We start from the raw sequence: 13,475 nt of genomic DNA, 5'->3' as shown, positions 1-13,475 counted from the left end.
ATCTTTTGATCTTGTTCTTAAAAAAAGCAAAATCAAAAGATCGCAGCCTTCGGCAGCTCCTACAGGGCAGTGTTTTTCATTCGGCAGGAGACACTACCCGAACAGCCAATACCCCAACAACGTCAACACCACCACCGCCAGCACCGGCCGCAACACCCGATAAGCCTTGGGATTACGCCGTTTCCACTGCTTGACCACTCCACTGACCTTGTCGCTCGAATTCTTGCTCCAGGCGTAGGCCTTGTTGATCCCCCCGACGCGCTCATCGTCCAGATTCTGCGGTGCGGTGGCGCGACCGAGGAAAGCGCTGATCGTGCGGTTGATGCGGGTCATCAGGCGGTTGCTCAGGGGGCGTTCGATGTCGCAGAACAGGATGACCCGGGTCTTGTCGGTTTCGTTCTTGACCCAGTGCACGTAGGTCTCGTCGAACATCACGTCCTCACCGTCGCGCCAGGCATAGACCTGGCCGTCGACGAAGATGCGGCAGTCGTCGGAGTTGGGTGTCGAAAGGCCCAGGTGATAACGCAGAGAGCCGGCGAACGGATCGCGGTGGGGGTTGAGGTGACTGTTGCCCGGCAACAGCGCGAACATGGCGCCCTTGACGTTGGGAATGCTGCTCACCAGTTCCACGGTTTTCGGGCACAGCAATTCGGCCGAAGGCAAGGGGCTGTCGTACCACTTGAGGTAGAAACGCTTCCAGCCTTTCTTGAAGAACGAGCCGAAACCTGCGTCGTTGTTCTTCTCGGCGGCGCGAATGTAGCCCTCATCGAACAGGTGCATCGCTTCGTCGCGAATGACTTCCCAATTGTCCTTGAGCACGTCCAGCTCGGGGAATTTGCTGCGGTCCAGGTAGGGCTTGGAAGGAACGCCGGAGAACAGGTACATCAGGGCGTTGTAGGGAGCGAAAAGGGCCGAATGGTTGACGAACTGGCGCAGAACCGGCAATCGCGCCTTGCCTCGCAAATGCACATAGAGGGTGCTGCCCAGAAACAGCAGCAACAACGAGGCCTTCGCGGCAAGGGATAAGGTCATCAACAACTCCTTGGTAACAGACACTTTGCACAACGCCATTTGCCCGACATTGCTGTCGGCATATAAACACGACCGACTTCAAGGAAAAACCGTCTGCCCCAACATTCTGTATCAATAAATACGCAATAAAGCCTTATTAACACGCGATGCCTGAACGCCGGCTGACCTGATCCACCCAAAAAGTCCAACGCTGTGGCGAACCCTTCGCCACAGCGTTCGATCGTCAAACCCTTACTGCTGATTCTCCTGATCGGTGAACAGATCACTGAACAGCATGCTCGACAGGTAGCGCTCACCGGAGTCGGGCAGGATCACCACGATCGTCTTGCCCTGCATTTCCGGCGTTTCGGCCAAACGAACCGCCACCGCCATTGCCGCGCCGCAGGAGATGCCACACAAAATCCCTTCTTCCTGCATCAGGCGCAGGGCCATGGCCTTGGACTCGTCGTCGCTGACCAACTCCACGCGGTCGACGATCGACAGGTCCAGGTTCTTCGGCACGAAACCGGCACCGATACCCTGGATCTTGTGCGGGCTTGGCTTGATTTCCTCACCCGCCAGCGCCTGGCTGATCACTGGCGATACAACGGGCTCCACCGCGACCGAGATGATCGGTTTACCCTGGGTATTCTTGATATACCGCGATACACCGGTGATGGTTCCGCCTGTTCCGACGCCTGACACCAGAACGTCGACCGCGCCGTCAGTGTCGTTCCAGATTTCAGGACCGGTGGTCTTTTCATGGATGGCCGGGTTGGCCGGGTTGTCGAACTGCGCCGGCATGAAGTATTTGGACGGATCGCTGGCAACGATCTCACCGGCTTTCTCGATCGCGCCTTTCATGCCCTTGGCCGGCTCGGTCAGCACCAATTCCGCCCCCAGAGCCTTGAGCACCTTGCGCCGCTCGATACTCATGGACGACGGCATGGTCAACATCAACTTGTAGCCCCGCGCCGCAGCGACGAAGGCCAGGCCGATACCGGTATTGCCGGAGGTAGGCTCGACGATGGTCATGCCAGGCTTGAGTTTGCCGGTGCTTTCGGCGTCCCAGATCATGTTCGCGCCAATCCGGCACTTGACCGAGTAACCGGGATTGCGCCCTTCGATCTTGGCCAGAATGGTCACGCCGCGCGGGGCGATACGGTTGATCTGTACCAGCGGCGTGTTGCCGATGGAATGGGCGTTGTCAGCGAAGATACGGCTCATGACGGGTCCTTGATACAGCATTCGATAGCGCACAAAGGTAAGCCTGTTGCCCTTGGTCGTCCAGTCGGGTCGAACGTCCGGGTGTCAGCGCAGTCAATGGCTTTAGATTGCCAGAGATTTGCGAGCATGAAACGTCGATACCGCTGGCCCTTGTGGACCCTCGCCGGCCTCGTTGCGCTGCTGATTGCCCTGCACTTCGCCCTGCCCTATCTGGTGCGCGATTACCTCAATGAGCGCTTGGCAGACATGGGCGATTACCGTGGCCAGATCGCCGACGTGGACCTGGCCCTGTGGCGCGGCGCCTACAAAATCAATGGCCTGAAAATCGTCAAGGTCGAAGGCAAAGTGCCGGTACCCTTTGTCGATGCGCCTTTGATCGACCTTTCAGTCAGTTGGCATTCCCTCTGGTATGACCGTGCGGTTGTGGCCGAAGTGAGGTTCGTCAATCCCGAGGTGAATTTCGTCGATGGCGGCGCTAACAAAAAGAACTCGCAAACCGGTGAAGGCACCGACTGGCGCGCCCAACTGGGCAAATTGCTGCCGATTACCTTGAACGAAGTAAAAATCGATGACGGCAAGATCAGTTTCCGCAACTTCAACTCCAAGCCCCCGGTGAACATGAATGCCACTAAGGTCAATGCCAGCATCTACAACCTGACCAACGTGGTCGATACCGAAGGCAAACGCGATGCTCGTTTCGAAGGCAAGGCCCTGTTGCTGGGTCATGCGCCTCTGGAAACCAATGCCACCTTCGATCCGCTGAGCAATTTCGAGGAATTCGAATTCCGCCTGCGGGCCAGAGACATCGAACTCAAACGCCTGAATGACTTCGCCTCTGCCTACGGCAAGTTCGACTTCAATGCAGGTCACGGTGACGTGGTCATCGAGGCGCAGGCTAAAAAGGCCAAGTTGACCGGGTACATCAAGCCGTTGTTGAAAGATGTCGACGTATTCAACTGGCAGCAAGATGTCGAGAACGAGAAGAAAGGCCTTTTCCGCTCAGTGTGGGAAGCCTTGGTGGGAGGAACCGAAACCGTCCTGAAAAACCAGGGTAAAAACCAGTTCGCCACAAGAGTCGAACTTAGCGGCAATGTCCATCAGCAAAATATCAGCGCGTTCGAAGCGTTTTTGCAGATTTTGCGCAATGGATTCATCCAGGCTTTCAATGCCCGTTATGAGCGGCCGAAGCCGGATGCCGGTTAAGGTTTACGAGTAACGACGTAGCGGCCGTTTTCTTCGGCCGCACGCTGCTGATTCGTCTGCTGTTGAAGGAAATCCCAGCCCAGGCAAGCAAGGGCCAATGAGCGTGGTACCGCTTCGCGACCGCTGCTGTAACGACTGATACTGCGGGTACTGACGCCCAATGCCTCGGCAGCCTGGTTGAGCGGCAAACCGGTGCGAGCGCGCCAGTCGATGAAGATCCGGGTATTTTCGTCCGATGCGTTTTGCGCCAGTGCATCCAGGTACAGAGTGTCGGCACCGATCTGGATGTCCAACTCGGGCCATTCGACACTCCAGCCATCGTCGCCCAATTCAACGCCATTGAAGGCGTCACCGTGCAAAGGATGCAGCCCCGGATAGGCTTGCAAGTCATGGGTCAGGTCAAGGGTCAGTTGCTGACCGTCAATAAAGGTCAGAGCCAGGCGATAATCCGGCAGCGCCTGAACCCTGGTCAGCCTTGGTCGCTTCATGGGTAACATCGTTTCCAATCCTCCAGTAATTGCATCTGATGGGCCCTGACCCAATTCAGAGCTTCCTTGATGATCAGCGGCGGCGCCTTGCCTCTCATCACTTCGATGGTTTCCAGGCTCAGCATGACATCCAGCCCGCCACCGGTGAGGTGGACGTGGGGTGGCGGATGGTCCTTTTCACGCAACTGAATGCGGTACGTATCGCGAAATCGGTATTTGGTAGACATGTGCCGCAAGCTATCGCCAAAATGGCGATAGCTCAATACTGGCGAGCCGCCGAGACTGAGTCAAGATGTGACGCTCCATTCAGAGACTGAATAAGCCGTCTGCGTTCACAGTCGACCGGACACCGCGTTATAGTCGGGGCTGACTATTTGTTGTTATTGCGCCCCGCCCTGCCTCGCTCAGGTCGGCATAAACCGTTCGAGGATTAGCAGATGAAGTTCGAAGGCACCCAGGCCTACGTCGCCACCGATGACCTGAAGCTGGCGGTCAACGCCGCCATCACCCTGGAGCGGCCGCTGCTGGTCAAGGGCGAACCGGGCACCGGCAAGACCATGCTCGCCGAGCAACTGGCCGAATCCTTTGGCGCCAAGCTGATTACCTGGCACATAAAATCCACCACCAAGGCTCACCAGGGCCTGTACGAGTACGACGCGGTCAGCCGTCTGCGCGACTCGCAGCTGGGTGTGGACAAGGTTCACGATGTTCGCAACTACCTGAAGAAGGGCAAGCTCTGGGAAGCCTTCGAGTCCGAGGAGCGGGTGATCCTGCTGATCGACGAGATCGACAAGGCCGACATCGAGTTCCCCAACGACCTGCTGCAAGAACTCGACAAGATGGAGTTCTACGTTTACGAGATCGACGAGACCATCAAGGCCAAGAAGCGTCCGATCATCATCATTACCTCCAACAACGAGAAAGAGCTGCCGGACGCCTTTCTGCGCCGCTGCTTCTTCCACTACATCGCCTTCCCCGACCGCACCACCCTGCAGAAAATCGTCGACGTGCACTACCCGGACATCAAGAAGGACCTGGTCAGCGAAGCGCTGGACGTGTTCTTCGATGTACGCAAGGTGCCAGGCTTGAAGAAGAAGCCTTCGACTTCCGAATTGGTGGACTGGCTCAAGCTGCTGATGGCCGACAACATCGGTGAAGCGGTGCTGCGCGAGCGCGATCCGACCAAGGCCATTCCGCCGCTGGCCGGTGCACTGGTGAAAAACGAACAGGACGTGCAATTGCTCGAGCGTCTGGCGTTCATGAGTCGTCGCGGCGCTCGATAAGGGTCAACACCATGTTGCTCAACCTGTTCAATGAAATGCGCGCAGCCAAGGTGCCGGTTTCGGTGCGCGAGCTGCTGGACCTGATCAACGCGCTCAAGCAGCGCGTGACCTTCGCGGACATGGACGAGTTCTACTACCTGTCCCGGGCGATCCTGGTGAAGGACGAACGGCATTTCGACAAATTCGACCGGGCCTTTGGTGCCTATTTCAATGGTCTGGAAAAACTCGACGACCACTTGCAGGCCCTGATTCCGGAAGACTGGTTGCGCAAGGAGTTCGAACGCTCGCTGACCGATGAAGAGCGCGCGGCGATCCAGTCCCTCGGTGGCCTGGACAAGCTGATCGAAGAGTTCAAGAAGCGCCTGGAAGAGCAGAAGGAACGCCATGCCGGCGGCAACAAGTGGATCGGCACCGGTGGCACCAGCCCGTTCGGTTCCGGCGGTTTCAACCCGGAAGGCATTCGGGTCGGCGATGCCGGCAAGCGTCAGGGCAAGGCGGTCAAGGTCTGGGACCAGCGCGAGTACAAGAACCTCGATGACTCCGTGGAGCTTGGCACGCGCAACATCAAGGTCGCCCTGCGCCGTTTGCGCAAGTTTGCCCGCCAGGGTGCGGCGGAAGAACTGGATATCGACGGCACCATCGACCATACCGCCAAGGACGCCGGACTGCTGAACATCCAGATGCGCCCGGAACGGCGCAACACGGTCAAACTGCTGTTGCTGTTCGACATCGGCGGCTCGATGGACGCCCATGTGAAGATCTGCGAGGAACTGTTCTCGGCCTGCAAGACCGAGTTCAAGCATCTGGAGTACTTCTACTTCCACAACTTCATTTATGAATCGGTGTGGAAGAACAACATGCGCCGCACCTCCGAACGCACCTCGACCATGGACCTGCTGCACAAGTACGGTGCCGACTACAAAGTGATCTTCATCGGCGACGCCGCCATGGCGCCCTATGAAATCACCCAGCCGGGCGGCAGCGTCGAGCACTGGAACGAAGAAGCAGGCTACGTGTGGATGCAGCGCTTCAAGGAGAAGTACAAGAAGCTCATCTGGATCAACCCGTATCCCAAGGACACCTGGGGTTACACCTCGTCGACCAACATCGTGCGGGATTTGATCGAGGACCAGATGTATCCGCTGACCTTGCGGGGGTTGGAGGAAGGGATGCGGTTTCTGTCCAAGTAACTCGGTTTACTGGGCGGACGCCATCGCGGGCAAGCCCGCTCCCACAGTGTTTAGCGTCGTGCACAGACTTTGTGTTCACGGCAAAACCTGTGGGAGCGGGCTTGCCCGCGATGCTTTTAGCTATTCAAAAAGCGCTGCAAATACTCAACTTGCTCCCGATGCGCAACCTCCTGCACCACCGGCCGCAACCGCACCGACGCCCCGGGCAAACACTGCGCCAACCGCGCCAGCGCCAACGGCGTCAACGCCCCCAGCCTTGGATACCCGCCGATGGTCTGCCGATCATTGAGCAACACGATCGGCTGCCCGTCCGGCGGCACCTGCACCGCCCCCAGCGGAATACCCTCGGAAATCATCGGCTTGCCCTGATACTGCAACGCCGTGCCCAACAACCGAATCCCCATCCGGTCGCCACGGCTGTCGAGGTTCCACACGCTGTTGAACGCATCGAACAGGCTCTGCCCGCTGAACTCACCGATTTGCGCCCCGAGTATCAAGTCCAGCGGCGCATCCAGGCTCAGGTCGGGCTGCTGCTCCGGGGTCAACGCCCGCAGCAACATCACTGAACTGCCCGAATAGCTCAGCTGCGCGCCCTTGCCCAGCGCCCGACCCATGCCATCCAGTCCACCCAGTTCTTCACGCACCACGGTTGCGCTGCTGCCCAACACCTTGGGCGCCTCGAAACCGCCAGGGGCCGCCAGATAGGCGCGAGCGCCGAGCAAGGGCTGGGTAAATTGCAGGCGCTGGCCTTTGCCCAACCTGAAACTGCGCCACGGTGCCAGCGGCTCGCCGTCCAGTTGCGCGCCAAGATCAGCGCCGGCCAGCGCCAGCACGCAATCGTCCTGCGCAACCACAGTAAAACCGCCGAGGGTGATCTCGATCACCGATGCGTCGAGCCCGTTGCCCAGCAGCCAGTTGGCCCAGGACATCGAGCGCCAATCCAGCCCACCACCCTGTGTCACCCCCAGATGGCGCACGCCGAAACGGCCGGCGTCCTGCAACAGACACAATGGCGTACTCGCCTCAATCGTCAGACGGCTCATGCCAAGGCCTCCAGTGGCGTGTCGTCACCGCCCAGGTTGATGAACTCGGCATGTCCGACCGCTTCGAAGCGCACGGTGTCGCCCGGTTGCATCAGGCTGTAGCCGTCACGGTTGCGGTCGAACAGTTTGGCCGGCGTGCGGCCGATCAGGTTCCAGCCACCCGGCGACACCACCGGATACGCCGCCGTCTGTCGCTCGGCGATGCCGACGCTGCCAGCGGCGACTTTCTTGCGCGGCGTGTTCAGGCGCGGGGCGGCGAGCACTTCTTCCACCAGCCCCATGAAAGCGAACCCCGGCGCGAAACCCAGGGCGAACACCTGGTATTCACGTTCGCTGTGACGGCGGATCACCTCTTCCACCGCCAGCCCGCTGCGCTGTGACAGCAGCGTCAGCTCCGGCCCCACGCTCAGGTCGTACCACACCGGCAATACATGGCAGGTGCCACGTGTGCGGGCGTTGGGCGACAGATCGATCAAGGCCTCGGCGATCAGCTCTCGGGCCTGGGACGGACTCAACGCGGTCAGGTCGTAATGCACCATCAAGGTCGTGTAGGACGGCACCAGATCGATCAACTGCGCGCCAAACGCGGTCCGCAGGCTTTCGCTGGCCGCCAGCATCCAGGGCATGTTGGCTTCGGCGATTTCGTCGAACAGGCGCACCATCAGACAATCGAGCGCGACCACTTCCACCCGCAGTTTCATGACGCGCTCTGCTCGTTCAGGGCCTGACGGATACGTTGCACGGCCGCCACCGAACTGGCGTTGTCGCCGTGCACGCAAAGGGTGTTGGCCTGCAAATGCAAGGCGCTGCCGTCGCTGGCGGCGAGGTGCTCGCCACGGGCAATCGTCAGGGCCTGACCGATGATTTTCTCCGACTCGTGATGCACCGCTCCTGGCAGGCTTCGGGAAACCAGCATGCCGGCACTGTCGTAGGCGCGGTCGGCGAAGGCTTCGAACCAGAGGGTCACGCCATATTCGTCACCCAGTCGCTGCGCCGCGCTGTTGTCTTTGGTCGCCATCAGCATCAAAGGCAGGCTGCGATCGTAAGAAGCCACGGCCTGCAGCACCGCGCGCAGTTGCGCCGGGTTGGCCATCATGTCGTTGTACATCGCTCCGTGGGGTTTGACGTAGCTGACCCGCCCGCCCTGGGCGCGGCAGATGCCGTCGAGGGCGCCGATCTGGTAATGCAGGATGTCCTGAAGTTCCTGGGCGGCGTAGGCCATGGAGCGGCGACCGAACCCCACCAGGTCCTGATAGGCCGGGTGAGCGCCGATCTGCACGCCGTGGCTGAGGGCCAGGCTGACGGTCTTGCGCATGATGCTCGGATCGCCGGCGTGAAAGCCGCAGGCGATGTTGGCGCAATCGATGAATGGCATGACTTCCGCGTCCAGACCCATGGTCCAGTTGCCGAAACTCTCGCCAATGTCGCAATTCAATAGCAGGCGGCTCACGATGAACACTCCTGTAGGTTTTATTCTTTTTTGCTGCGGGACATATCCGTCAGACAGGCCCGCAGATTAACAGTTACCGACTTCGAGTCATTGCGTGTCGAGTTGCTTGCCCCGGGTTTCCGGCAGGCTAAGGGCGGCCAGGATGACCACACCGTAGGACACCGCCGCAAAGGCCCCGATACCAACACTCAGCGGCACAGTCTGGCTGAGCAGGCCGATCAGCAGCGGGAACAAGGCCGCCAGCGCCCGGCCGATGTTGTAGCAGAAACCCTGGCCCGAACCGCGAATCCGCGTTGGGAACAACTCGGTGAGGAACGCGCCCATGCCGCTGAAAATGCCCGAGGCGAAAAAGCCCAGCGGGAAGCCCAGCCACAGCATCACGCCATTGCTGACCGGCATCTGCGTGTACAGCAGGACGATGGTGAACGAGCCGACCGCGAACAGGATGAAGTTCTTTTTCCGCCCAAGGATGTCGGTCAGATAGGCGCTGATGACGTAACCGACGTAGGAACCGATGATCACCATCGCCAGATAACCGCCCGTACCCAGTACGCTCAGACCCCGCTCGTTCTTCAGAAAAGTCGGAAGCCAGGAAGTGATCGCGTAGTAGCCGCCCAGCGCACCGGTGGTCAGCAAGGATGCGCGAATGGTGGTGAAGAGCATGCCGGGGGCGAAGATCTCGTAGAACTTCGAAGGGTTGGCCGGAGCTTCCTTGGCCTTGGCTTCACGGTAGATTTCCGGGTCTTTCACCAGACGGCGAACGAAAATCACGAACACCGCTGGGACGATGCCGAGGATGAACAGTGCTCGCCAGGCATCTTCCGGTGGCAAGACCGAGAACAGCAGCGCATACAGAATTGCTGTCAGCCCCCAACCCAGCGCCCAGCCGGATTGCACCATGCCTACGGCCTTGCCGCGATCCTTGGCGCGGATGACTTCACCGATCAGCACCGCACCAGCGGTCCACTCGCCGCCGAAACCGAAGCCCATCAGGGTCCGGGCGATCAGCAGTTGTTCATAGCTTTGGGCGAAACCGCAGAGGAAGGTGAAGAAGGCGAACCACAGCACGGTCAGTTGCAGCGTGCGCACCCGGCCGATGCGGTCGGAGAGAATCCCCGCCACCCAGCCGCCGATGGCCGAGGCGATCAGGGTGCTGGTGTGAATCAGCCCGGCCTGGCCGGTGGTGATGCCCCACATGGCAATCAGGGTCGGCACCACGAAGCTGAGCATCTGGGTGTCCATGCCGTCCAGGCCATAGCCGATCTTGCAGCTCCAGAAGGTGCGGCGTTCCTGCTGATTGATATTGCGATACCAGTCGAAAGGTCCGGGGCGAGCCGTGGCTTTCGGGATGGCGGTGGTGTCGGGCGCACTCATGGCAAATCTCCGCGCTGATTTTATTGGTATTGTTCTGAGCCCCGACGACGCCTATCGTGGGAACCGGATGGCCAGATTTTTGGGCGCGCGGCCCCGTCGCGTCCAACTAATAAAAACCCGCCTTAGACATAAGAAATTTTTATCCCATGAACCTGAAGTTTCTCGAGACCTTCGTCTGGGTCGCCCGTCTCAAGAGTTTTCGCCTGACCGCCGACAAGCTCTTCACCACCCAGGCGTCGATCTCCAGCCGCATCGCCGTGCTCGAAAGCGAACTGGGCGTGAAGCTGTTCGTGCGCGACTCCCGTGGCGTGAGCCTGACGCCGGAAGGCCTGAAAGTGCTCGATTACGCCGAGCAGATGATGGACACCATGCAGGCGCTCAAGCAGTCGATCGAGACCCGTTCAAGCAAGGCCGGGCGCGTGCGGATCGGGGTGATGGACACGGTGATCCATACCTGGCTCAGCCCGCTGGTGGCGCAGATCACCGATCACTATCCGCTGCTGGAAATCGAGCTGGTGGCGGATACGTCGCTCAATCTCTGCGATCAGCTGCAAAAAGGTTTTCTCGATGTGGCCCTGCAAACCGACCTGCTGCGCCAGGAAAGCGTGCGCAGCCTGGAACTGGCCAGCCATCCGATCGGCTGGATCGCCGCCAGCAATTCGCTGTACAACCGCGAATACGCAGGCGTCGCCGATCTGGGCAATGAGCGGATCATCACCTACTCGAAAAACTCCCATCCTCACCAGGAAGTACTTGCTTTGATGCAGGCCAACGGCGTCATGGCGCCGAGGCTGAACTGCGTGAATTCGGTGTCGGCGATCACCCGCTTGCTGCGTGACGGTTTCGGCATCGGTGCATTGCCGCCGGTGCTGGTGGCCGAGGAACTGGCGCGCGGGGAACTGACCCTGCTGGACATCGACCAGCGCCCGCCGGATCTGCAGGTGGTGGTGTCGTGGCGTGTGGGCGCGGAATGGGTCGAGGAGATTGTGGCGTTGTGTCAGCAGGTGCTGGAGGGGTATGCGCGCAGGGTGGGTGAGCGTTACATCACCCTGGCGCGCTGACTTTCTTGATCCTGTGGGAGCGGGCTTGCTCGCGAAGGCGTCGTGTCAGATACATTGATTTCGACTGACACTCCCTCTTCGCGAGCAAGTCGAATCGTCGCACCGCCGCTCCCACAGGTTTAGTCCCTATGGTCATTCCAGACCGCGAGCATCCCGCTCTTCGATCGGTCGGCTCTGACGCTGGCGCTTGCCGCCCAGCACCACCCAGTCGATCAACCGGAACAGGCACTCTATGCCGAACGACAACAGCAACGCGCCGCTCATGCCCCAGATCATCGCTTCAGGGGTCAGCAGGATCTGGTAGCTGTAGCCGTTCCAGGTTTCCTTGCGAATGTCCGGATCGGCGGCCAGCACCACTTGCAGGAAGCGGATGTACCACGGGCCCTGCATCGCCTGGAATTGCTTGTCCAGCGCGACCTGGCGGGTCAGCAGATTGCTCAGGCTGTCGGCATCGCTGCGAAAGATCGGATCTTCGCTCGCCCGGTAATGAGCCACCAAGGCCTGCATATCGCCCTTGAAAAACTGGTTGGCGGTGTTCTGGAAGCCGCTCAACCCGGCCTGCGCTTCGATCAGATGCGCTTCGACCCGCTTGGCGTAATCGCTGATGAATCCCGGCACCTGAACACCGATCAACAGGCCCGCCGCAAACAACACCAGCCGTAGATAACTGAGCAACATGGGAACAGGTCCTTATTCGGTCATACCCTGGCTGACGCATTCACCGCGTCGCCACAGGCTCCATTGGCCCGGCTCGTAGCGGGTCCAGGTTTCGTTTTCGGTCAGAGGCTCGGTGGCGATGACCGTAACCACGTCGTTGGGCGTGGTTTCGGCCTGGAAATCGACGATCACATCGACATCCTTCAAGCGCGCCGGGCCGAACGGGGCACGACGGGTGATCTGCGCCAGCTTGGTCGAGCAATAGCAGAACAGCCAGTCGCCATCGCTGAGCAGGCAGTTGAACACGCCTTTGCTGCGGTATTCGGCGCAGGCGGCCACCAGATCCGGCAGCAGCTCTTCGACTTCCACCGGCTCCGGGAACGCGGCGCGCACGCGGTTGAGCAGATCGCAGAACGCCGCCTCGCTGTCGGTATCCCCGACAGGGCGGTAAAAACTGGTGATTGGCTGGAAGTCCGCCAGCTGGCCGTTGTGGGCGAAACACCAGTTGCGGCCCCACAACTCGCGGACAAACGGATGGGTGTTGGACAGGCAGACTTTGCCGACGTTGGCCTGGCGAATGTGGCCGATCACCACTTCGCTCTTGATCGGGTAGCGCTGCACCAGGTTCGCCACTTCCGACTCGCTGCTCGCCGCCGGGTCCTGAAACAGGCGCAAGCCGCGGCCTTCATAGAAGGCGATGCCCCAGCCGTCCCGGTGCGGACCGGTGCGCCCGCCGCGCTGCATCAGCCCGGTGAAGCTGAACACGATATCGGTCGGGACATTGGCGCTCATGCCCAATAACTCACACATGCTCGGACTCTCGCTTAAAGCCAGGGGCAGGATTACAGGCGGGGTTCGACCCGCATACGCTGGGGATTGCTCGGGACCGGTGGACGACCGTAGCGATCATCACCGGCGCCGCCGAAGGGTTGATCGTCTTCCCGGTCATCCGCCTGGACCGCGGCTTTGGCGGCGGCCGTCTGTGCCTTGCGAGCGTTGGAAGCGCGCTCGATGGGGAAGCGGATCGCCACGAACACCAGATAGATGGCGAAAGCGATCATGCCGTACATGAACAGGTCGGAAATCGCCCGCCAGGCGTTGTTGCCGACCTTGAACAACAGGTCCAGGGCGGTAATGGCGACCGCCGGGGCCAGCTTTTCCTTGACCGGGTCGATGATGGTCGGGCTGAACAGCAACACCGCCATCAGCACCCGCAGCGGCTCGCGCAACCATCGCCACATCCAGCGGGTCAGGCGCATCCACACCAACAGGCAGCCCAAAGCGGCAAAGGCGTAAAGGCCCCAGGCGATCAGATAGTCGTTCTCGGTCATGGTGTCCGTGGCATGGCAGGCAAATTGGCGCTTATGATAACGGCTTTTCGCACGTCAGGCTGCACCTATGCCTGCCGAGCCAGTCACAGAACCCGTGGGAGCGGGCTTGCTCGCGAAGGCGTCGGGTCAGAAACATTGATTCCGGCTGACACTCCCC

General features: G+C 60.2%; 15 protein-coding genes. 4 read left to right on the top strand and 11 right to left on the bottom strand.

Annotated features, from left to right (window positions below; all coding sequences use genetic code 11):
• Positions 1-93 precede the first annotated feature (93 nt).
• Together ACW9JE_RS22590 and cysK are read right to left on the bottom strand one after the other, a co-directional pair.
• Entirely contained in the window at positions 94-1,032 is a 939-nt protein-coding gene (locus tag ACW9JE_RS22590) for an aspartyl/asparaginyl beta-hydroxylase domain-containing protein (protein WP_457433989.1), read from the bottom strand.
• 231 nt (positions 1,033-1,263) lie between these two features.
• Positions 1,264-2,238: a cysteine synthase A gene (gene cysK, locus ACW9JE_RS22585; RefSeq protein WP_457433988.1), complete on the bottom strand. Its 975-nt coding sequence runs from the start codon at positions 2,236-2,238 to the stop codon at positions 1,264-1,266.
• 126 nt (positions 2,239-2,364) lie between these two features.
• Between cysK and ACW9JE_RS22580 the strand changes: the two genes are divergently transcribed.
• Positions 2,365-3,441, top strand: coding sequence for a DUF748 domain-containing protein (locus ACW9JE_RS22580; protein WP_457433987.1), 1,077 nt, complete (start codon positions 2,365-2,367; stop codon positions 3,439-3,441).
• On the opposite strand, the gene ACW9JE_RS22575 is transcribed toward ACW9JE_RS22580, so the two are convergent.
• Together ACW9JE_RS22575 and ACW9JE_RS22570 are read right to left on the bottom strand one after the other, a co-directional pair.
• Entirely contained in the window at positions 3,438-3,938 is a 501-nt protein-coding gene (locus ACW9JE_RS22575; RefSeq protein WP_457433986.1) for a DUF2442 domain-containing protein, read from the bottom strand. The genes ACW9JE_RS22580 and ACW9JE_RS22575 overlap by 4 nt on opposite strands.
• Positions 3,926-4,156, bottom strand: coding sequence for a DUF4160 domain-containing protein (locus ACW9JE_RS22570; protein ID WP_457433985.1), 231 nt, complete (start codon positions 4,154-4,156; stop codon positions 3,926-3,928). Before ACW9JE_RS22570 ends, ACW9JE_RS22575 begins: the two co-directional genes overlap by 13 nt.
• Before the next feature lie 210 nt (positions 4,157-4,366).
• On the opposite strand from ACW9JE_RS22570, the gene ACW9JE_RS22565 reads away from it, so the two are divergent.
• Both ACW9JE_RS22565 and ACW9JE_RS22560 read left to right on the top strand, forming a co-directional pair.
• Positions 4,367-5,212, top strand: coding sequence for an AAA family ATPase (locus ACW9JE_RS22565; RefSeq protein ID WP_175376151.1), 846 nt, complete (start codon positions 4,367-4,369; stop codon positions 5,210-5,212).
• Between the two features lie 11 nt (positions 5,213-5,223).
• On the top strand, positions 5,224-6,402 hold the full coding sequence (locus ACW9JE_RS22560) for a vWA domain-containing protein (RefSeq protein ID WP_085715363.1): 1,179 nt from the start codon (positions 5,224-5,226) through the stop codon (positions 6,400-6,402).
• Between the two features lie 116 nt (positions 6,403-6,518).
• On the opposite strand, the gene ACW9JE_RS22555 is transcribed toward ACW9JE_RS22560, so the two are convergent.
• The 4 genes from ACW9JE_RS22555 to ACW9JE_RS22540 all read right to left on the bottom strand — a co-directional run bounded on the left by ACW9JE_RS22555 (position 6,519) and on the right by ACW9JE_RS22540 (position 10,269).
• Positions 6,519-7,445, bottom strand: a complete 927-nt coding sequence (locus ACW9JE_RS22555) for a 5-oxoprolinase subunit C family protein (protein ID WP_224535844.1) — start codon at positions 7,443-7,445, stop codon at positions 6,519-6,521.
• A complete protein-coding gene (gene pxpB, locus ACW9JE_RS22550; protein WP_457433984.1) occupies positions 7,442-8,146 on the bottom strand; it encodes a 5-oxoprolinase subunit PxpB in 705 nt (234 codons plus the stop codon). The genes ACW9JE_RS22555 and pxpB overlap by 4 nt, the downstream gene beginning before the upstream one ends.
• Positions 8,143-8,895 (bottom strand): 5-oxoprolinase subunit PxpA, encoded by a 753-nt coding sequence (locus ACW9JE_RS22545; protein WP_224535839.1) that lies wholly within the window; start codon positions 8,893-8,895, stop codon positions 8,143-8,145. The genes pxpB and ACW9JE_RS22545 overlap by 4 nt, the downstream gene beginning before the upstream one ends.
• Positions 8,896-8,982: 87 nt before the next feature.
• Positions 8,983-10,269: an MFS transporter gene (locus ACW9JE_RS22540; protein WP_224535837.1), complete on the bottom strand. Its 1,287-nt coding sequence runs from the start codon at positions 10,267-10,269 to the stop codon at positions 8,983-8,985.
• A gap of 146 nt (positions 10,270-10,415) precedes the next feature.
• Between ACW9JE_RS22540 and ACW9JE_RS22535 the strand changes: the two genes are divergently transcribed.
• Complete coding sequence (locus ACW9JE_RS22535) at positions 10,416-11,330, top strand: LysR family transcriptional regulator (RefSeq protein WP_457433983.1); 915 nt, start codon at positions 10,416-10,418, stop codon at positions 11,328-11,330.
• A gap of 132 nt (positions 11,331-11,462) precedes the next feature.
• Here the strand turns inward: ACW9JE_RS22535 and ACW9JE_RS22530 are convergent, their stop codons facing one another.
• From ACW9JE_RS22530 to ACW9JE_RS22520, 3 genes are read right to left on the bottom strand one after another with little or no spacing between them, the layout of a single operon-like run.
• On the bottom strand, positions 11,463-12,008 hold the full coding sequence (locus tag ACW9JE_RS22530) for a DUF2937 family protein (RefSeq protein ID WP_224535834.1): 546 nt from the start codon (positions 12,006-12,008) through the stop codon (positions 11,463-11,465).
• Positions 12,009-12,020: 12 nt separating this feature from the next.
• Positions 12,021-12,797: a class II glutamine amidotransferase gene (locus tag ACW9JE_RS22525; RefSeq protein WP_224535832.1), complete on the bottom strand. Its 777-nt coding sequence runs from the start codon at positions 12,795-12,797 to the stop codon at positions 12,021-12,023.
• Positions 12,798-12,829: 32 nt separating this feature from the next.
• Positions 12,830-13,318 (bottom strand): MFS transporter, encoded by a 489-nt coding sequence (locus ACW9JE_RS22520; protein WP_224535830.1) that lies wholly within the window; start codon positions 13,316-13,318, stop codon positions 12,830-12,832.
• Positions 13,319-13,475: the final 157 nt, after the last annotated feature.

It is taken from the genome of Pseudomonas sp. SDO55104_S430 (assembly GCF_054070595.1).
This window is presented reverse-complemented; position numbering and strand designations above follow the sequence as displayed.